The organism is Parageobacillus sp. KH3-4 (assembly GCF_022846435.1).
Lineage (GTDB): Bacteria > Bacillota > Bacilli > Bacillales > Anoxybacillaceae > Parageobacillus > Parageobacillus thermoglucosidasius_A.
The window spans coordinates 2021592-2040462 of sequence record NZ_AP025627.1; the positions used below are offsets into that span (position 1 = coordinate 2021592).

Below are 18871 nucleotides of genomic sequence, written 5' to 3' on the forward strand. Positions count from 1 at the left end.
ACAAAATGAAACGAAAACGATCTCCATTATTGAACCGTTTCAAATATATAAAACCGATTGAACGGTACGCCAATGATCATAGTGAAGTGACGTATGGCGACCGCGATTGGGAAAATGCTTACCGCCGCCGCTGGCAGCACGATAAGGTCGTTCGTTCGACCCATGGAGTCAACTGCACTGGTTCGTGCAGCTGGAACATCTACGTCAAAGACGGCATTGTCACATGGGAAGGACAACAAATCGATTATCCATCAACCGGACCGGATATGCCGGATTTTGAACCGCGCGGCTGTCCCCGCGGCGCGAGTTTTTCATGGTACATTTACAGCCCGCTCCGCGTCAAATATCCATACGTGCGCGGCATCTTGATGGATATGTGGAGGGAAGCGTTAAAAAAACATAAAAACCCGCTTGACGCTTGGAAAAGCATCGTCGAAAATCCGGAAAAAGCAAAACAGTATAAACAAGCGCGCGGAAAAGGCGGATTTGTCCGCGTCAGCTGGGATGAAGCGTTAACGCTAGTCGCTGCTTCCTTATTATATACCGTTATCAAATACGGCCCTGACCGCAATGTCGGCTTTTCGCCAATTCCAGCAATGTCGATGGTCAGCCATGCGGCTGGTTCGCGCTTTATGCAGCTGATGGGCGGGCCGATGCTCAGCTTTTACGACTGGTATGCGGACTTGCCGCCGGCATCGCCGCAAATTTGGGGCGACCAGACCGACGTTCCCGAATCGAGCGATTGGTACAACTCCGGCTACATTATTACATGGGGTTCGAACGTGCCGCTCACCAGGACGCCGGACGCCCACTTTTTAGCAGAAGCCCGCTACCGTGGCACCAAAGTTGTTTCCGTCAGCCCGGATTATGCCGAATCGACGAAATTTGCCGACGATTGGCTCAGCGTCAAACAAGGAACGGACGGCGCACTCGCGATGGCGATGGGGCATGTCATTTTAAAAGAATATTACGTCGATCAGCAAGTTCCTTACTTCCAGCAATACGCAAAAACGTACACTGATTTCCCATTTGTCGTAATGTTGAAAAAAGACGGCGACAAATGGGTGGCCGGCCGCTTCTTGCATGCAAAAGATCTCGGCCGCAACGTCACCAACGCCGAATGGAAACCGATCGTTTACGATGACAACACAAATTCGTTTGTGATCCCAAACGGAACGATCGGCTCACGCTGGGACGGTCAAGGAAAATGGAATTTGCGCATGGTCGATGAAGAAACAGAAAAACCGATCGAACCGCGCCTATCGTTTTTAGGTATGGAAGACGAACTTGTCACAATTCATATTCCGTACTTTACCGAAGAAGGAAGGAAAACGATCGAACGCGTTGTTCCGGCGAAAAAAGTGCAAATCGAAGATGGCGAAATATATGTCACGACCGTCTATGACCTCGTCCTCGCCAATTACGGGGTTGACCGCGGCATCGGCGGAAACGTTGCCCGAACATATGATGACCTCGTTCCATTTACGCCGGCATGGCAAGAAGCGATTACGGGGGTGAAACGGGAGCTTGCCATTAAAATCGCGCGCGAGTTTGCGCAAAACGCGGTCGACACGAATGGGCGCTCGATGATTATCGTTGGCGCCGGCATTAACCATTGGTTTAACTCCGATACGATTTACCGCGCCGTATTGAACCTCGTCTTGTTCGTCGGCGCACAAGGCGTCAATGGCGGCGGCTGGGCGCACTACGTCGGGCAAGAAAAACTTCGTCCGGTGGAAGGATGGCAAACGATTATGACAGCGCGCGATTGGACAGCGCCGCCGAAATTGCAAAACGGTACATCGTTCTTCTACTTTGCGACCGATCAATGGCGCTATGAAGAAACGCCGGTCGATGAACTCGTATCACCGCTTGTGAAAAAAGCTCGCTATTCGCACTACGCGGATTATAACGTGCTCGCTGCTCGGCTTGGCTGGCTTCCGTCTTATCCAACATTTAACAAAAACGGCATTGATCTTTACAAAGAAGCTATCGCCAATGGCGCAACAACTCCAGAACAAATTGGAAATTACGTGGCCGAACAGCTCAAAACGAAACAATTGCAATTTGCAATTGAAGACCCGGACAACGAAGTCAACTTTCCAAGAAACTTAATCGTCTGGCGCGCAAATTTAATTTCGAGCTCCGGCAAAGGCCATGAATATTTCTTAAAACACTTGCTTGGCACTACGCACGGTTTGCTAAACGACGATAAAGACAGTCTGCGTCCGCAAGAAATCAAATGGCGGGACAAGGCGCCGGAAGGAAAACTGGACTTGTTAGTGAACCTTGATTTCCGCATGGCGGGAACAGCGCTTTACTCTGATGTCGTTCTTCCGGCGGCGACATGGTATGAAAAACATGATTTAAACAGCACAGATATGCATCCGTTCATTCATCCGTTCAATCCGGCGATTTCTTCCCCTTGGGAAGCACGCTCGGACTGGGACATTTTCAAATCATTAGCAAAAGCTGTCTCCGATGTCGCCAAACAAATCGGCATGAAGCCGGTCAAAGAAGTCGTCGCCACCCCGCTTATGCACGATACAGCACAAGAACTGGCGCAGCCGTTCGGCAAAGTCCGTGACTGGAGCAAAGGCGAGTGCGAACCGATTCCGGGAAAAACGATGCCAAACATTCACGTTGTTGAACGCGATTATACGCTTATTTACGAGAAAATGATCGCACTTGGACCGAATGTGGCCAAACAGCCAATGGGCGCAAAAGGCATCGCTTGGTCAGCCAAAGACGAATACGAAAAATTGAAAAAGATGTTAGGAACGATCAAATGCGCGGCGACCGCTGCCGGCTGCCCGGACATCAGCGATGCGAAAAAAGTGGCGGAAGCGATTCTCACATTATCCTCGACGACGAACGGAAAAGTGGCGATGAAAGCGTGGAAAACGCTCGAGAAAAAGACAAATTTATCGCTTGTCGATTTGGCGAAAGAACGCGAAGAAGAATGTTTTACATTTGAACAAATTACAGCGCAGCCGAAAACGGTCATCACCTCGCCGGCATTTAGCGGTTCAGAAAAAGGAGGACGGCGCTATTCTCCGTTTACAACGAATGTCGAGCGGCTCATTCCGTGGCGTACATTGACAGGGCGGCAGTCATTCTATCTCGACCATGAGCTCATGCACGAATTTGGCGAAGCGATGGCTACCTTTAAGCCGATATTGCAGCACCGCCCGTTCTCGAAAAAGCGTCCGGAAGCAAAAGGAAAGGAAATCGTTTTGAACTATTTAACGCCGCATAATAAATGGTCGATTCACAGCATGTATTTTGATGCGCTGCCAATGCTCACTCTTTTCCGCGGCGGCCCGACCGTCTGGATCAACAAAGATGATGCCGAAGAAGCCGGCATTCGCGATAACGACTGGATTGAATGTTTCAACCGCAACGGCGTCGTCGTTGCCCGCGCCGTTGTTTCCCACCGCTTGCCGCGCGGCATGGCGTTTATGCACCATGCCCAAGACCGGCACATTAACGTTCCGGGCACGAAACTGACAAACAACCGCGGCGGCACGCACAACAGCCCGACGCGCATCCATGTGAAGCCGACACATATGATCGGCGGATACGCGCAATTAAGCTACGGCTTTAACTATTACGGCCCAACAGGAAACCAACGCGACTTGTACGTCATTATCCGCAAATTAGAGGAGGTTGATTGGCTTGAAGATTAAAGCGCAAGTCGGCATGGTCATGAACTTGGATAAATGCATTGGTTGCCATACATGCAGCGTCACTTGCAAAAATACGTGGACAAACCGCCCCGGCGCAGAATATATGTACTTCAACAACGTGGAAACAAAGCCGGGAATCGGTTATCCGAAACAATGGGAAGACCAAGAAAAATATAAAGGCGGCTGGGAGCTTAAAAACGGCGAGCTCCAGCTCAAATCCGGCTCGAAAGCGATGCGCCTTGTTAACTTGTTTTACAACCCGTACCAGCCAACGATTGATGATTACTACGAACCGTGGAATTACGATTACGAAACATTGACAAATAGCCCGCAAAAACGCCATCAGCCGGTCGCCCGCCCGAAATCAGCCATTACCGGCGAATTCATGGAACTGTCATGGGGACCGAACTGGGAAGACGACCTCGCTGGCGCCCATATTACCGGTTTAAAAGACCCAAATGTTGTCAAAATGGAACAATCGATCCGGGCGGAGTTCGAAAACGTCTTTATGATGTATTTGCCGCGCATTTGCGAGCATTGCATCAATCCAGCGTGCGTCTCAAGCTGCCCGTCGGGGGCGATGTACAAACGCGACGAGGACGGCATCGTCCTCGTCGACCAAAACGCCTGCCGCGCTTGGCGATATTGCGTAACAAGCTGTCCGTATAAAAAGGTATATTTTAACTGGCAAACAAATAAAGCGGAAAAATGCACGCTCTGCTTCCCGCGCATTGAAGCGGGCATGCCGACGATTTGCGCGGAAACGTGCGTTGGCCGCATCCGCTATATCGGCGTCATGCTTTATGATGCTGACAAAGTGAAAGAAGCGGCAAGCGTGGAAGAGGAAAAAGCGCTGTACCACGCCCAGCTTGGCATTTTCCTCGACCCGCATGATCCGGAAGTGATCGCAAAAGCAAAAGAAGAAGGCATTCCAGATGAATGGATTGAAGCGGCACAGCGTTCGCCGATTTATAAAATGATTGTCGACTGGAAAATCGCGCTTCCGCTTCATCCAGAATACCGGACATTGCCAATGGTATGGTACATTCCGCCACTAAGCCCGATCATGAATCTGTTTGAAGGAAAAGGAAGCAAAGCGAATGCGGAAGATATTTTCCCGGCGATTGATGAAATGCGCATCCCAATCGAATATTTGGCGAACTTGCTGACAGCCGGCGATGAGACCCATATCCGCATCACGTTGAAAAAAATGGCGGCGATGCGCTCTTATATGCGCGCAAAGCAAACGAACAAGCAACCGGATATCCGCATGATTGAAGAACTCGGGTTAAGCGAGCAAGACATCGAAGACATGTATCGCTTGCTCGCGATCGCCAAATACCATGACCGTTTCGTCGTTCCTTCCTCCCACCGCGAAGAAGTTGCGGAATTATATGCGGAACAAGGAAGCTGCGGCTTGTCATTCGCCGGCGGCCCCGGCGCATGCGGCACGCTTTCTTAATGCGGGAGGGGATTGGACGATGAATCGAGAACAAATGAAAGCAGTATTTTTATGTACATCCTATTTATTATCATATCCCGATGATGAATGGGCAGACTTGTTGAACGATTGCCTGGAAATGATCAACACAGTACAAAATGAGACGATCAACGATAAAATCACCACTTTTATCCATGAAATCCAGGCCGTCCCTGCCCGACAGCGCATGGAACAATATGTCGAAACGTTCGATTTCGGCAAAAAAACAAATTTGTACGTTACCTACATGAATACTGGTGAACAGCGTGAGCGGGGAATGGAACTTTTGCAGCTGAAACAGCGCTATAAAGCGGCTGGATTTGATACAACCGAGCAGGAACTCCCAGATTATTTGCCGCTTATGCTTGAGTTTGCCGCCTATGCGGAACAACAATATGTTGTTCCGCTCTTTGAAACATATGCGGACAATATCGATGAAATTCGAAAACATCTTGCTGCCAATGGAAGTCCTTACACCGCCATTTTCGACGCCATTTTTCTAGCACTCGAAGAACTCGGCGTAAAGCCAATTGCGAAAGGAAGTGTGTAACCTGTGCTCAGACAATTTCTTTGGGTGATTTTACCTTATATTTCCTTAACCATTTTTATCAGCGGGCATATTTGGCGTTACCAATACGATCAATTCGGCTGGACATCAAAATCGAGTGAAGTATTGGAAAAAAAACAGCTACGCCTCGGCAGCCTTCTCTTTCATTGGGGAATACTGTTTGTCTTTGTAGGGCATGTCATGGGAATTTTAATTCCTGAACCAGTTTACCAAACACTTGGCATATCGGAAGAAACATACCATCTTATTGCTCTTGCCGGCGGCATTCCGGCAGGACTGCTCGCTTTCATCGGGCTTATCATCCTCATTCGCCGGCGCATAACAGTAAAACGCGTGCGGGCAACAAGCAGCCGCGGCGACTGGATCGCTCTCTTCTTCCTTGCGGTTGTCATCCTAACCGGCCTTTCTTCTACGCTGTTCAATATCGATTCGAACGGCTTTGATTACCGGGCAACAATCGGGCCATGGTTTCGCAGCATCCTAGCGCTCCGGCCAAATCCAGCCTATATGGAGCAAGTCCCAATCATATTTCAAATTCATGTGATTGCGGCGTTAGGCATTTTCGCCGTTTGGCCGTTTACACGGCTCGTACATGTGTTTAGCTTTCCGCTTCGCTACTTGCGCCGAAGCTATGTCGTGTACCGCAAACGCATGCCAAAACAAGCGAAGCAGACGTATAACATTCATTGATCGCAACATGTCCGAATCCCCTTTCACATATAATTCCGAATCTCCCGCCTCTTTTCTTACAGAGGCGAGAGATTTTTTGCGTGTATGTAAAACGGGATGTACCTGTTATCAAGGAGACATCCCGTTTTTTTCTCATATTTGGTTTATTTTTTCCGCCAATTCTTCTTTTTCTTCGGCGGACAGCAGGCGTTCAGCCATCGGAAACAACACATTTTCTTCTTTCATAAAGTGTTCCGCTAAAATATGATAAGCGTCGATCACCACATTGGCGAGCGCCGCCGCACTGTCGCGGTCGACCGTTGCCGGAAGCTCCGCGGTTTCCGCTAAAAAGGAAGCAAGCCGCTGCTTCGCCTGATCATGTTCATACTCCATGACGGCAATCGGGCCGGATGTTCTTCCGATATATTGCGCCATCATTGGAAACAGCACACCTTCTTCCCGCTCGGAGTGCGGATCTAGTTCATTCACAAATGCCTGTACACTTTCCCGCAACGCAAGCAACCGTTCCCGCCAATTTTGCTCTTCCTTGTCGCCGACGATTGCTTGTGCCCGTTCCAACAGGCGCTGTTTTTGTTCACGCAACGGTCCGTGTTCCTGTTTTAAACGCTGCAAACCTGCGCATAGCTTCACTTCTTCCTGTCCACCCATATGGCAGCAAAATGAATGCATCTTCCATCCCTCCTATTGTTTCTTTGCCATGATTGTACCTTGTTTTTCGCAAATACGTTGTGAGCGATATCACACCATTCGCAAATAAAAACATCACGCAAAAGAGTCTCCTGCGTGATCGTTCCGCGCTTTTATCAATAAGAACGTCGTGCTTCGCTTTCCGAACGCGCCATTCACACTCTACCTCTTGCTCTAATCTAGTAAAAGATCGCGGCTTTCCTCTTTTAGTAAATGCTTCGTTTTTCCCATATATTTCAACCTTTCGCTTAAACGGAATGCGGCGATTTTTCTCTTTCGTATCATATGTAATCTTCGTTTTTCCGCGTTGAATAGGACATTTGCGAGCCGGTGTTTATATCTCCCTTCATTGTCATACTCAATAAGCATTAATTTATTGGTTGTGCAGGGCGGCTCCGGTGACGAGCCCATTTCGATGTCCGTGCCGCCCGCCGGCGCCTGTGACCATCATAAAATGCTTACGTATAATAAAAAACGCTTAAGGAATCGTGTCCTTAAGCGCTGTCTATGTGAAAGCGGTCATGTTATACATAGTCTGGAAATAAAATGTTTTATTTCTGCAACTGGCGTTCGAAATATTGCGATAACGTCACAATCATTGCCCCCATCCTCTCCAGTTCCGGGGCAACAACGCGGGCAATCCCTTCCTCTTGGAGCGCTTCCGCCGTTACTTTTCCGACCGCACACGCGATCACATCTTCATTCAATGCTCTCCGGAACAATTCAATATCCTTTTGTTCTTTTACAAATGAAAATAAAAAGCGAACTTGGATTGCCGCCGTAAAACAAACGGCATCCACTTCCCGATGAACGACTTCCTCATACAGCTTTTCGAGCACTTCCCTATCCGGAGCGACATGGCGGTATGGAAGCAGTTCCGTATATGCTGCGCCGTTTTCTGCAAGGAATTTTTTTAATGTCGGAGCCGTATCTCCATGCAATTGGACAACCACTTTCTTTTCCGCAAAGGAATACTCCTTGAGCGAGCGAATCAGTCCTTTAGTTGTGCCATCGTCGCTAACAGCTACGGGAGAAATATCTATCTTTTTTAACGCCGCAACCGTTTTGTATCCACGAGCCGCTACGTTCGCTTGTTGGATCGTTTTCACCCATTCCTCTTTTATCCCGCCTCGTTCTGCCGCCTGAAGCAATGTTTCCACTCCTACACCGGTTGTAAAAATAAGCCAGTCCGGGTGCATCGCGATCACAGCGCGAATTTCGTCTTCCAGTTCTCCTTCTTTAGAAAATACCGTTCCTTGCGCTGGACGCACAAGCGCAATTCCTCCTTGTTTCTCAATAAGTGTCGTCATTTCCTCCAATTTTCTTGATGCACATAAGACGATACGCTTTCCACGCATGTTTCATCCCCCTCTACCAATTGCGAATACTTTCATTGTAAAATACTACCTTGCCGCTATGCAATATATATAAAAACGAGCGGCCTCCTTATTAAAAAAGGCCGCTCGCTTCATCACTTAATGCATATGTACTACCTGTTCTTTCCTTATATCAAACGACCCGTAAATACGAGTCGGTTCAATGGAAATGACGTGATCTAAGCAGATATTGATAAGCTTCATTTTCCGGTTATACACAAACAATTTACGGGCATCTTTATATAATTTGACAGGCAGAAACGTAGCTTCCCCGCGATCTGTTTTAATTTTTACCGGTTGTTTTTCCGCGATCCAAACAATTAACTGCTTATCCAGCTCCGCCATAATAGGAAAATCCCCCTTTCATTAAACAATTATAAAAATAAACAGCGGGAGAAAGAACGAAGAAAAATCAACAAATTGCTATCTTTGCATATCCGTTTTGTCGATAAAAAAACGCGTTTACTCCATGGCAAACAACTAGCTTGGTGAGCAATATATATATGTTGAAAAACGAAGATTTATGTCAAAAAAACACTATGAATTCACTCTTAACATCCAACACGTTTTTTGTTTACAATGTAATATATTATCAGTAATTGTTGAATTTGCTTCTAAATTGTACCGCATTACGCGAAAGAGGTGCTGCTATGCTTAGTATTTTAAAAGATTTTTTGCTTAATTTGTTCTTTATTCTTATTCCGATTTTTATCGTTCCAATATGGATAGAAGAAAAGAATATTCCTAAACATATCAAGCATCATTTGCTTACTGTTTGTTTCGCACTCGTCATTGTCTTATGTATTACCATCCCCGTCGGTTCAGACAGGGAATTCATTTTCGACTTGCGACAAATACCGCTTTGGTTAGGGAGTTTATATAAAGGTGCAGCGACGAGCGTGTTTTTATGTTTTGTGACAATCGGTTATTGTTCTTTGTTTGGCGGGACTGGTTTTCTCGTTACTGCCATTACTTCATTGTTCATTATGGTGACAGGCATTGCATTGGCGAAAAAATTTCTCGCGCTGTCATCTAAACATCGCGTATTGCTTGCCGCTGCGCTGTGCACTTTTTCCGGCATTTTATCTATCATCCTTGCGCAAATGTTCCACCGCATTCCATCATCCTCTGACATTTCTCTTGCATACTTGTCCGTTCAGCCGATATGTATGCTCATTACTTGTTCATTAAAAGAAATGATATATAAAAACATGGCGTTGCGGAAACGAATCATCCGTGCGGAAAAAATGGAAGCGGTAAGCCACTTGGCCGCATCCATTTCCCACGAAATACGAAATCCGCTAACTGCCGCGCGCGGCTTTATGCAACTGTTGGAACAACACCACCTTTCTCCCGAAAAACGAAAGCAATATGTACGAATCGCAATTGAAGAGTTGGATAGAGCTGAAGCGATCATTACCGATTATTTAACGTTTGCAAAACCCGCTCCGGAATCGATAGAAAAACTGAATGTCAAAACAGAAATTGAACGTGTTATCGACCTTTTGCGCCCGCTTGCCAACATGAACAGCGTAGAAGTAAAAACAACGTTAGCTCCGTTTACGATAACGGGAGAGCGTGAAAAATTCCGCCAATGCTTGCTTAATATTATGAAAAACGCCATCGAAGCAATGCCAAACGGCGGTGTGCTGCAAGTTTACGTCTCCATCGAAAAACAGCACGTGCTCATTCGCATTTCTGACACGGGAATCGGCATGACGAAGGAACAAATCGAACGTCTAGGAGAACCATATTTTACAACCAAAGGCATTAAAGGCACCGGCCTTGGGATGATGGTCGTATATCGTATTATCGAATCGATGAATGGAATGATTCATATTGAAAGTGAAATACATAAAGGAACGGAAGTATCGATTTATCTTCCGCTTTCATCCGATTTTCACAATTTGAAAAATGAGGAAAAAAAGTTATTTATGGCACTATAAACCTATATTCAACATATATATAGAAAAATGTTTTTTTCTCCATAGCAGTCCATGCACTTCACCAGCGGTCCGAAACCATCGATAGCATGCTAAGTTGAACAGCCTCCAAACTGCCTTTGCGTTTCGCGCGGAAAGAAACGGTTATCAGCAAACAAATTTATAAGCCGTGCAACTCTTTTATTTGACATTTCATCAAAAATTTACAAAAAATTATGAATAAAATTACTAAGGTTGTCTTTCGTTTATCTTCACGCTATTTTTTGCTACAATACACCATAGACCCGTCTCAGTACGGCATCAATAAATTTCCATCGTTTCATATATGAATGAAAAGGAGATTTTCCATGATTCATGTGAAAACAGAAAGAGAAATAAAATTAATGCACGAAGCAGGAAAGTTATTGGCAGCTTGCCATCAAGAAATCGCCCGGCTCATCAAGCCGGGAATTACCACAATGGAGATTGACCGTTTTGTAGAAACATTTTTAGCAAAACATGGGGCCAAGCCGGAACAAAAAGGATATCGAGGCTATCCTTACGCAACATGCGCTTCCATCAACGATGAAATTTGCCACGGATTTCCGCGCAATGAACCATTAAAAAACGGAGATATCGTAACGATCGATTTTGTTGTAAACCTGCATGGAGCGCTTGCTGATTCCGCATGGACATATGCGGTTGGAGATGTAAGCGAAGAAGTAAAAAAATTGCTTTATGTGACGGAACAATCTCTATACAAAGGGATTGAACAAGCAGTTGTTGGCAATCGCATTGGGGATATCGGCCATGCGATTCAAACATACGTCGAAGCAAACGGCTTTTCCGTCGTCCGCGATTTTACCGGGCACGGAATTGGACCGACGATTCACGAAGAACCGTATATTCCTCACTTCGGTGAAAAAGGAAAAGGGTTGCGTCTCAAAGAAGGAATGGTTATTACGATTGAACCGATGGTAAATGTCGGCGCATGGCAAAGCAAAATGGACAATAACGGCTGGACAGCAAGAACGGTCGACGGTTCCTATTCCGCGCAATATGAACATACGATCGCGATTACGAAAAACGGCCCGCTTATTTTGACGGCGCTTTCCTAACCATTCACGAAAAAGACTAGCCATTGCTTTTTGGCTAGTCTTTTTTCTGTTTTTGCAAAGTTTACATAATATTATTATCGTTTTTATAGTCGATTTTTGTTTTTCCATAGCTTGTTTTCATGTGATTGTGTAGAAACAGCACGTTGTTCGCTCGATTTCATCGCTTTTTTATCGTCTCACTAGTTAGTGGAAACAGCGGTTTCGTTCCACAGAAACAGAAACTTTTGCACAATTCGCGTGTTCACTTCGCCACGGCAAACGCGTCGCCCCTCCGTTTTCTGCACCCCTTGAAAAAGCTAGGGATTTCTCCCTTGCTTTTTAAACTGCTTTGCGTTCATTCGCAATAACGTCCGCTTTTTACCCCTCAACGACTTTCACATAAAACGTCCGTCGGCGCGGACCATCGTATTCGCAAAAGTAAATTCCTTGCCATCTCCCCAAAAGAAGCTTGCCGTTCGTAATAATGACATGCTGCGACGCACCGACCGTGCTTGCCTTCATATGCGCCGCTGTATTCCCTTCCATATGGCGATCAAGCGGATGTTCCCACGGGTACGTTTCATCAAAACGGCGCATCATATCCCGCTTCACATCAGGATCGGCGTTTTCGTTGATCGTAATTCCCGCGGTTGTATGAGGGCAATAAACAATGGCAAATCCTTCTGTCACTCCCGATTGGCGAACCGTTTGTTCAACGAACGAAGTGATGTCCACCATCTCATCGCGCTTTGTCGTTTGAATTGTGAATGATTGCAACATATTCCCTTCACCACCAATCAAAAATTTGTTACTTTATATTATAGCGCATGCAAAAAGGGTGAATACAGATGAAGAGGTACGAAAACTTAGACGGTGTTTCAACCAAAAAAACGTTTGCCGATTTCCGCCGCTGGCAAAAGGAACGGAGAAGCAAAAGGAAAGATTTATCCTATCAAGTTCCCCATGCCGACCCGCCGCAATATCCGCTTCTTCACACAAACCGTTATCGCACATTGCTGTCTTGGGTCGGGCATTCTACGTTTGTCATTCAATTAAACGGCATCACCATCGTCACCGATCCGGTATGGGCAACGCGCATGGGAACAGCAAAGCGGCTTACGAAACCTGGCATTGCGCCGGATGAAATGCCTGAAGTCGATGTCGTGCTTATTTCTCATGGGCACTATGATCATTTGCATTTTCCGAGCATCCGCCAATTGAAAGGAACGCCGCACATGTTCGTTCCCGTCGGGCTTGGCCGTTTATTCCGGCGAAAAGGGTATAAGCAAGTGACGGAATTCGCATGGTGGGAGGAGCAATCATTTAATGGTGTCACCTTTACGTTTGTTCCCGCGCAGCATTGGACAAGACGGACATTGTGGGATATGAATACATCCCACTGGGGCGGCTGGGTGATGCAAGCGAAGGAAAAACCGACGATCTACTTTGCCGGCGATAGCGGCTATTTCCGCGGATTCCGTGAGATTGGCGAACGCTTTGCGATCGATTACGCGCTTCTGCCGATCGGCGCATATGAACCGGAATGGTTTATGGGGCCGCAGCATGTCACTCCCGAAGAAGCGGTACAAGCCTTTTTTGATTGCCAGGCAGACTATTTTGTTCCAATGCACTATGGCGCATTTCGCCTCGCCGACGATACTCCAAAAGAAGCGCTTGACCGTTTGTTTGCCGAATGGAAGCGGCGCGGCTTAGACGAAAGCAGATTGAAATGTTTAAAGCTTGGTGAAGTGCTTGATTGTGATATACGTTAAAAAAGGAGCCTTACCATTGGCCCCTTTTTTCCTATTGGTCATACTTTCGAAATACGTATGGTTCTTTCGGTTCACCGATTTTATGCCACGATTTGACCTTCACATAAGGAATTGTCGCATTATACGGCTGATAATAAATGGTGGAGAGCTTTCCTTTCACATGAATCCACTCATCATTCGCTAAATGAGGATTGTCGGGAAACTCCGTTAAAAGCCCGTACACCCCCGAATCGGCCACACAGTGGATAATGCCAAAGCGAAGAACAAACAGCTGTGTTTTTTTCGTCGTCTCATCATGATAGACAAACCCGTCAAATTCGACGTCTCGATCATCAAACTGACCCGGGAATTGATAGATCGTTTCCATCGCACTTAAATAATTCTCCGCATTCAATACGAGGTGTGATGTTTTTGAAAATTTTTTCAGTTCCTTTCTCATCAAGTCGTCGTAGTCATCGGCTCCGTAATAAATGCTTGTATCCGGACGTAAAAATTGCCGTTGGACAAACGGGTCATCGCTTTTTGTCGCGAACCCCCTTATATGAAAGCCTTTCGCTTTCACCATATCTGAATCAAGCGTCGCTACTGGAAGAAGCAACGCGGATACAATTGGAAAAATAAATATCATATAATTGGCGACCCGTTTCCATCGCGCTTGCTCCTTATGGTCGTGGCAACATAAATCATCGTGGCAATGTTCATGTTTCTCTTTGCGGCTGGCGAAAATAAGCTGGACGATAGTCAAAAAAGCGAATACGAAAATGGCGCTGAATGACAAGTAAGAATAGCGCATATTAATATATTTGCTAATTTCCCCAGTAATATATAAATGAAAAAACAAAAACGAAAAACCAAGCAAAATATACATTCGCACCATGCGATTTCACCTCTTTTAAATGAACAACGAACCGATAAACACAAATATCGTAATATACATAATAAGCACAAGTACAAAGCGGGTCTTAAACGACTGCAACAGCATCAACGTATTTTTGATATCCAGCATCGGTCCATATACAAGAAAGGCTGCGAGCGCCCCAAACGGGAACGTATTTTGGAACGACGAAGCAATAAACGCATCCGCTTCTGAACATAATGATAGCACAAAGGCAAGCGCCATCATGACAAGAATGGAAGACACTTTTCCTTGGCCAACCGCAAGCAATGTCGATGTTTTCACATACGTTTGCATCACCGACGCAAAAAACGCGCCAATAATCAAATATTTGCCTGTCGTAAAAAATTCATCGATCGTATGTTGCAACGTCCCGATCCATTTTTCTTTCCACGATTTTGGCAAAACGGTATGAATCGTTTCTTCCTTTCGCAACTGGCTATCTTTATATTGCACGGATATGATGAAACCGATGATGATCGCGACGATACAAGCAAAAATGGACCGATATAAAACCATCGTCCAACTGCTTCCAAATGCAATATACGTCGAAAATAATACAATCGGATTAATGACAGGCCCCGTTAACATAAACGGTATTGCCGCATACAAAGGCACTCCTTTTGCTACCAATCTTCGCGTAATTGGAACGATCCCGCATTCGCAGGCAGGAAATAACGCTCCTATCAACGTTGCACAGATGACAGCCAACACTTTATTTTTCGGCATCCATTTTTCGACCATTTCTTCCGTTACAAACATTTGAATAATCCCTGAAATGAACACACCGAGTACAACAAACGGCAGCGCTTCTATTAAAATACTAATAAATATCGTATTTAGCTGAAGAAATGTCTTCGTCATATCAATAAGCTCTCCTTTTCTAACATTACAACCGTTTATTGTACCATGAATGACTCTTTTATTCATGAAATTTTCATGAGAATCTTCATTTTTATAAAAATATAAAAAAGCTGAGCGACAAATCACGCTCAGCTTTTTCCTATTATTCTTCCACTTCTTTTTTCCACAGACCAACCATCAAAGCAGTAACGATCGCGCCTACTAAAATCGCAAATACGTATAATAGAGGGTTTCCTTTGACAATCGGAATAACGAAAATTCCGCCGTGCGGAGCTGGAAGGCCGATTTTAAACAGCATCGTCAGCGCCCCGCTCACCGCAGAACCGACAATAATCGATGGGATGACGCGCACTGGATCGGCTGCTGCGAACGGAATCGCCCCCTCTGTGATAAATGTCGCCCCCATGATATAGCATGTCTTTCCAGCTTCACGCTCCGCTTTGGTAAATTTCTTTTTAAAAAATGTCGTCGCAAGCGCCAGCCCTAGCGGCGGCACCATTCCTCCAGCCATGATCGCCGCGTGCGGAGCATAGTTGCCGGCATCAATCATGGCAATCCCAAACGTAAATGCCGCTTTGTTAATCGGGCCGCCCATATCGACCGCCATCATGCCGCCAAGAATCGCGCCAAGCAAAACTAAATTTGCCGTCCCCATATTTTCAAGCCAATGCTTCAACGCTTCATTTAACGCCTTCACCGGATCGATGATGACATACATCATGATAATCCCTGTAATGAAAATGCCAAAAAGCGGATAAAGCAACACTGGCTTGATCCCCTCAAGCGACTGTGGCAGACGGCTAAATAGCTTCTTCAAGCCAACGACTAAATATCCGGCAAGAAATCCGGCGATTAGCCCGCCTAAAAATCCTGCTCCGCCGTTTGCTGCCATGAAACCGCCCACCATTCCCGGGGCAAAACCTGGGCGATCGGCAATGCTCATGGCAATGAAACCGGCAAGCACCGGAATCATCAACGCAAACGCGTTTCCACCACCGATATCCATGAGCGCTTTCGCGATTGGATGATACGACGGATCTTTCGGATCAAACGCTTTAATGCCGAAAATAAATGATATCGCAATTAAAATACCGCCGCCGACAACGAACGGGAGCATGTTGGAAACCCCGTTCATTAAATGTTTATAAAATCCTGTGCGCGCTTTTCCTTCCATTGTTGCTTCTTTCATGCCGCTTCCTTGATAAATTGGCGCATCTTGCTTGAGAGCTTGCTCAATTAACTCTTTCGGGTTACGAATCGCTTGCGCAACCGGCACTTGAATAACATGTTTTCCTTTGAACCGTTCCATTTCCACTTGCTTATCCGCTGCAACGATGACGGCAACCGCATCTTCGATATCTTGTTTCGTCAACTTATTTTTTACACCGCTAGAACCGTTTGTTTCCACTTTCATTTCTACATCCATTTCTGCGGCTTTTGCTTTTAATGAGTCCGCCGCCATATACGTATGAGCGATTCCCGTCGGGCAGGCGGTAACGGCGATAACTTTTGGACGTTTCGACGGCGAAACAGGCGTATTTTCTACCTCTCTTTCTCCTTCCTTTTCTGCAATCAAGCGAATAATTTCCTCTTCACTTGAAGCGCTTTCAATCTGTGCGCGGAAAGAGGAATCCATTAACATCGACGATAAGCGGGCAAGCGCTTCCAAATGCGTATTGTCCACTCCTTCCGGCGCCGCGATCATAAAAAACAAACGGCTTGGTTTTCCATCAAGCGCATCATAATCAATGCCACTATCGGAACGGCCAAACGCTACGGCAGGTCGCTTTACCGCAGCTGTTTTCGCATGCGGAATGGCAATCCCATCGCCGACACCTGTCGTGCTTTGCGCTTCGCGCGCAAAAATCGCTTCTTTAAACGCTTGTGCATCGCGCAATATTCCTGCTTCTTGTAATTTTGCGACAAGCTCGTCAATTACCTCTTCTTTTGTTTTCGCTTGAAGATGAAGAATCATCGCCTCTTTTGTAAGCAAATCGGTAATTTTCATCAAAATGCCCCCCTTTTTCATATGCCATTAAAAACGCTTAACATTTACTTCACACACTAGCTGTTCGACACGGTCTTTCGTGCATAAATCTTCGGAAAACGCCGTTGCGCTTCCAGACGCGACACTATAAGCAAATGCTTCTTCCAAGCTTTTGCCGCTTGTATATGCGGCAAGAAATCCTGCCACCATCGAATCACCGGCACCAACGGAATTTTTTACCGTTCCTTTCGGCGCCTTGGCAAACAGCGTCATTTCTTTGTTAAAATAGAAAGCACCATTTCCCGCCATCGATACGATGACATTTTCCACTCCCAATTCTACTAACCGGCGGCCATAAACCATGATCTCATCTTTCGAATGAAAGCTTGTCTCGAATAGCTCCGCTAATTCTTTATGGTTTGGTTTTGCCAAAAATGGCTTCCGCGCAAGCAGCTGTTTTAGCGCCGGGCCGCTTGTATCGACAACGACTTTTGCTTTCCCTTTTTTCGCTTCGTCGATGATTTTCTCATAAATGTCCGGAGACAAGGAAGACGGCACACTTCCCGCAAGGACAACCACATCGTCTTCGGTTAAAGCTTGCATTTTTTGGATTAATGCTTCTTCATATTTCGGCTCAATCATCGGCCCTTGACCGTTAATTTCCGTCTCTGTCCCCGACTTTAGCTTCACATTAATGCGCGTATTTCCCGGCACCTCGACAAAATCGCAGGCAATGTTTTCGTTTTGCAATTGTTCGATAATAAACGCACCGGTAAATCCGCCGATAAACCCTAACGCCGTGCTCTCTACACCAAGCCGCTTGAGCACACGCGAGACATTGATCCCTTTTCCACCGGGGAATGCCAACGTTTTCACCGCACGGTTTAATTCGCCAACGCGAAATTCGTCAACATGAACGATATAATCAACAGATGGGTTTAACGTGCATGTATAAATCATTTTGTCACAACCTCTACTGCTGTTTTTGCTTTGTATGGTTCTAGCCATTCTTCAGCTAATTCATCTGTAATCAACACCGCTTCATGGAGTTCAGCAATTTTCGCAAATGCGCTTTCATTAAGTTTAGAATGGTCGGCAAGCACATACGCCTTTTGGGATAGCTGTATCGCCGTATGTTTTATCATCGCCTCTTCCGGGTCAGGTGTTGTATATCCATATTCATAGTGAACGCCGTTTGCGCCGATAAAACATTTATCAAAGCTGTAGCTTTGCAATGCCTGCAGCGCACCGCGGCCAATAAGCGCTTTCGTTTTCTTTTTCACAAAGCCGCCGAGCAAATATGTCGGAATGTCATATTCTAAAAGCATATCTAGATGCATAATACCATTCGTGACGACAACGATATCTTTGCCATGCAGATGTGGAATCATTTCGAACGTCGTTGTTCCAGCGTCCAAATAAATGCAATCGCCGTTTTGCACAAGGCTTGCCGCATACTCGGCAATCCGTTTCTTTTCTTGTCTATGTTTTGTTGATTTTTCTAAGACGCTTAATTCTTCCCGCTTCTTTTGTAGCAATGTTGCGCCACCGTGAATGCGCCGCAATTTTTTCTCTTTTTCCAACTGCGTCAAATCACGGCGAATTGTTGACTCCGACGAATTGGTCGCTTCGACTAGTTCTTGCAGCTTCACTACTTCTTTTTCTGCGAGAAGTTCCAATATAGTACGGTGGCGTTCTTCTGTGAGCAACTATCCCACCTCCTTGGATGGAAATGATCACTTTGTACTTTTATCATAAATGAAAGCGATTTAAAAATCAATCATTTTCGATCAAAATCATTCAAAATAATTCATATTTAGTCAAAAAAACATTCAAATTCAATC

At 45.8% G+C, this 18871-nt stretch carries 16 protein-coding genes; 7 read left to right on the top strand and 9 right to left on the bottom strand.

Annotated elements, in window-relative coordinates:
* Positions 1-5: 5 nt before the first annotated feature.
* The 4 genes from MWM02_RS10430 to narI are packed head-to-tail and all read left to right on the top strand — an operon-like array spanning position 6 to position 6427.
* Entirely contained in the window at positions 6-3689 is a 3684-nt protein-coding gene (locus MWM02_RS10430; RefSeq protein WP_244401949.1) for a nitrate reductase subunit alpha, read from the top strand.
* Complete coding sequence (narH, locus tag MWM02_RS10435) at positions 3679-5151, top strand: nitrate reductase subunit beta (protein WP_064550417.1); 1473 nt, start codon at positions 3679-3681, stop codon at positions 5149-5151. The genes MWM02_RS10430 and narH overlap by 11 nt, the downstream gene beginning before the upstream one ends.
* 19 nt (positions 5152-5170) lie before the next feature.
* A complete protein-coding gene (gene narJ / locus MWM02_RS10440) occupies positions 5171-5719 on the top strand; it encodes a nitrate reductase molybdenum cofactor assembly chaperone (RefSeq protein WP_244401950.1) in 549 nt (182 codons plus the stop codon).
* A gap of 3 nt (positions 5720-5722) precedes the next feature.
* Entirely contained in the window at positions 5723-6427 is a 705-nt protein-coding gene (gene narI / locus MWM02_RS10445) for a respiratory nitrate reductase subunit gamma (RefSeq protein ID WP_064550419.1), read from the top strand.
* Positions 6428-6559: 132 nt separating this feature from the next.
* Here the strand turns inward: narI and MWM02_RS10450 are convergent, their stop codons facing one another.
* From MWM02_RS10450 to MWM02_RS10460, 3 genes are all read right to left on the bottom strand, one after another.
* A complete protein-coding gene (locus tag MWM02_RS10450; RefSeq protein WP_064550420.1) occupies positions 6560-7096 on the bottom strand; it encodes a hemerythrin domain-containing protein in 537 nt (178 codons plus the stop codon).
* A gap of 569 nt (positions 7097-7665) precedes the next feature.
* A complete protein-coding gene (locus MWM02_RS10455) occupies positions 7666-8472 on the bottom strand; it encodes a uroporphyrinogen-III synthase (protein WP_064550421.1) in 807 nt (268 codons plus the stop codon).
* Between the two features lie 117 nt (positions 8473-8589).
* Positions 8590-8835, bottom strand: coding sequence for a hypothetical protein (locus tag MWM02_RS10460; RefSeq protein ID WP_064550422.1), 246 nt, complete (start codon positions 8833-8835; stop codon positions 8590-8592).
* Positions 8836-9140: 305 nt separating this feature from the next.
* Between MWM02_RS10460 and MWM02_RS10465 the strand changes: the two genes are divergently transcribed.
* Both MWM02_RS10465 and map read left to right on the top strand, forming a co-directional pair.
* Entirely contained in the window at positions 9141-10436 is a 1296-nt protein-coding gene (locus tag MWM02_RS10465; RefSeq protein WP_244401951.1) for an ATP-binding protein, read from the top strand.
* A 344-nt stretch (positions 10437-10780) separates the two neighbouring features.
* Positions 10781-11530 (top strand): type I methionyl aminopeptidase, encoded by a 750-nt coding sequence (map, locus tag MWM02_RS10470; RefSeq protein WP_064550424.1) that lies wholly within the window; start codon positions 10781-10783, stop codon positions 11528-11530.
* A 357-nt stretch (positions 11531-11887) separates the two neighbouring features.
* Here map and MWM02_RS10475 read toward each other — a convergent pair whose 3' ends face one another.
* Positions 11888-12289 carry a secondary thiamine-phosphate synthase enzyme YjbQ gene (locus MWM02_RS10475; protein ID WP_064550425.1) on the bottom strand — a complete coding sequence of 134 codons (402 nt, stop codon included), beginning with the start codon at positions 12287-12289 and terminating at the stop codon, positions 11888-11890.
* A gap of 68 nt (positions 12290-12357) precedes the next feature.
* On the opposite strand from MWM02_RS10475, the gene MWM02_RS10480 reads away from it, so the two are divergent.
* Positions 12358-13281: an MBL fold metallo-hydrolase gene (locus MWM02_RS10480; RefSeq protein WP_064550426.1), complete on the top strand. Its 924-nt coding sequence runs from the start codon at positions 12358-12360 to the stop codon at positions 13279-13281.
* A gap of 31 nt (positions 13282-13312) precedes the next feature.
* On the opposite strand, the gene MWM02_RS10485 is transcribed toward MWM02_RS10480, so the two are convergent.
* The 5 genes from MWM02_RS10485 to MWM02_RS10505 all read right to left on the bottom strand — a co-directional run bounded on the left by MWM02_RS10485 (position 13313) and on the right by MWM02_RS10505 (position 18736).
* Entirely contained in the window at positions 13313-14158 is an 846-nt protein-coding gene (locus MWM02_RS10485) for a TIGR03943 family putative permease subunit (RefSeq protein ID WP_064550427.1), read from the bottom strand.
* Positions 14159-14173: 15 nt separating this feature from the next.
* Positions 14174-15040: a permease gene (locus MWM02_RS10490; protein ID WP_064550428.1), complete on the bottom strand. Its 867-nt coding sequence runs from the start codon at positions 15038-15040 to the stop codon at positions 14174-14176.
* Positions 15041-15182: 142 nt separating this feature from the next.
* Positions 15183-17048 (bottom strand): PTS fructose transporter subunit IIABC, encoded by a 1866-nt coding sequence (locus MWM02_RS10495; protein ID WP_244401952.1) that lies wholly within the window; start codon positions 17046-17048, stop codon positions 15183-15185.
* Positions 17049-17075: 27 nt separating this feature from the next.
* On the bottom strand, positions 17076-17987 hold the full coding sequence (gene pfkB / locus MWM02_RS10500; protein WP_064550430.1) for a 1-phosphofructokinase: 912 nt from the start codon (positions 17985-17987) through the stop codon (positions 17076-17078).
* On the bottom strand, positions 17984-18736 hold the full coding sequence (locus MWM02_RS10505) for a DeoR/GlpR family DNA-binding transcription regulator (protein ID WP_244401953.1): 753 nt from the start codon (positions 18734-18736) through the stop codon (positions 17984-17986). The genes pfkB and MWM02_RS10505 overlap by 4 nt, the downstream gene beginning before the upstream one ends.
* Positions 18737-18871 lie beyond the last annotated feature (135 nt).

Bases quoted from the DNA above. Each gene is read 5' to 3' on its own strand.
- MWM02_RS10430 (WP_244401949.1), top strand. From the start codon at position 6: ATGAAACGAAAACGATCTCCATTATTGAACCGTTTCAAATATATAAAA.
- narJ (WP_244401950.1), top strand. From the start codon at position 5,171: ATGAATCGAGAACAAATGAAAGCAGTATTTTTATGTACATCCTATTTA.
- MWM02_RS10450 (WP_064550420.1), bottom strand. From the start codon at position 7,096: ATGCATTCATTTTGCTGCCATATGGGTGGACAGGAAGAAGTGAAGCTA.
- MWM02_RS10455 (WP_064550421.1), bottom strand. From the start codon at position 8,472: ATGCGTGGAAAGCGTATCGTCTTATGTGCATCAAGAAAATTGGAGGAA.
- MWM02_RS10460 (WP_064550422.1), bottom strand. From the start codon at position 8,835: ATGGCGGAGCTGGATAAGCAGTTAATTGTTTGGATCGCGGAAAAACAA.
- MWM02_RS10465 (WP_244401951.1), top strand. From the start codon at position 9,141: ATGCTTAGTATTTTAAAAGATTTTTTGCTTAATTTGTTCTTTATTCTT.
- map (WP_064550424.1), top strand. From the start codon at position 10,781: ATGATTCATGTGAAAACAGAAAGAGAAATAAAATTAATGCACGAAGCA.
- MWM02_RS10475 (WP_064550425.1), bottom strand. From the start codon at position 12,289: ATGTTGCAATCATTCACAATTCAAACGACAAAGCGCGATGAGATGGTG.
- MWM02_RS10480 (WP_064550426.1), top strand. From the start codon at position 12,358: ATGAAGAGGTACGAAAACTTAGACGGTGTTTCAACCAAAAAAACGTTT.
- MWM02_RS10485 (WP_064550427.1), bottom strand. From the start codon at position 14,158: ATGGTGCGAATGTATATTTTGCTTGGTTTTTCGTTTTTGTTTTTTCAT.
- MWM02_RS10490 (WP_064550428.1), bottom strand. From the start codon at position 15,040: ATGACGAAGACATTTCTTCAGCTAAATACGATATTTATTAGTATTTTA.
- MWM02_RS10495 (WP_244401952.1), bottom strand. From the start codon at position 17,048: ATGAAAATTACCGATTTGCTTACAAAAGAGGCGATGATTCTTCATCTT.
- pfkB (WP_064550430.1), bottom strand. From the start codon at position 17,987: ATGATTTATACATGCACGTTAAACCCATCTGTTGATTATATCGTTCAT.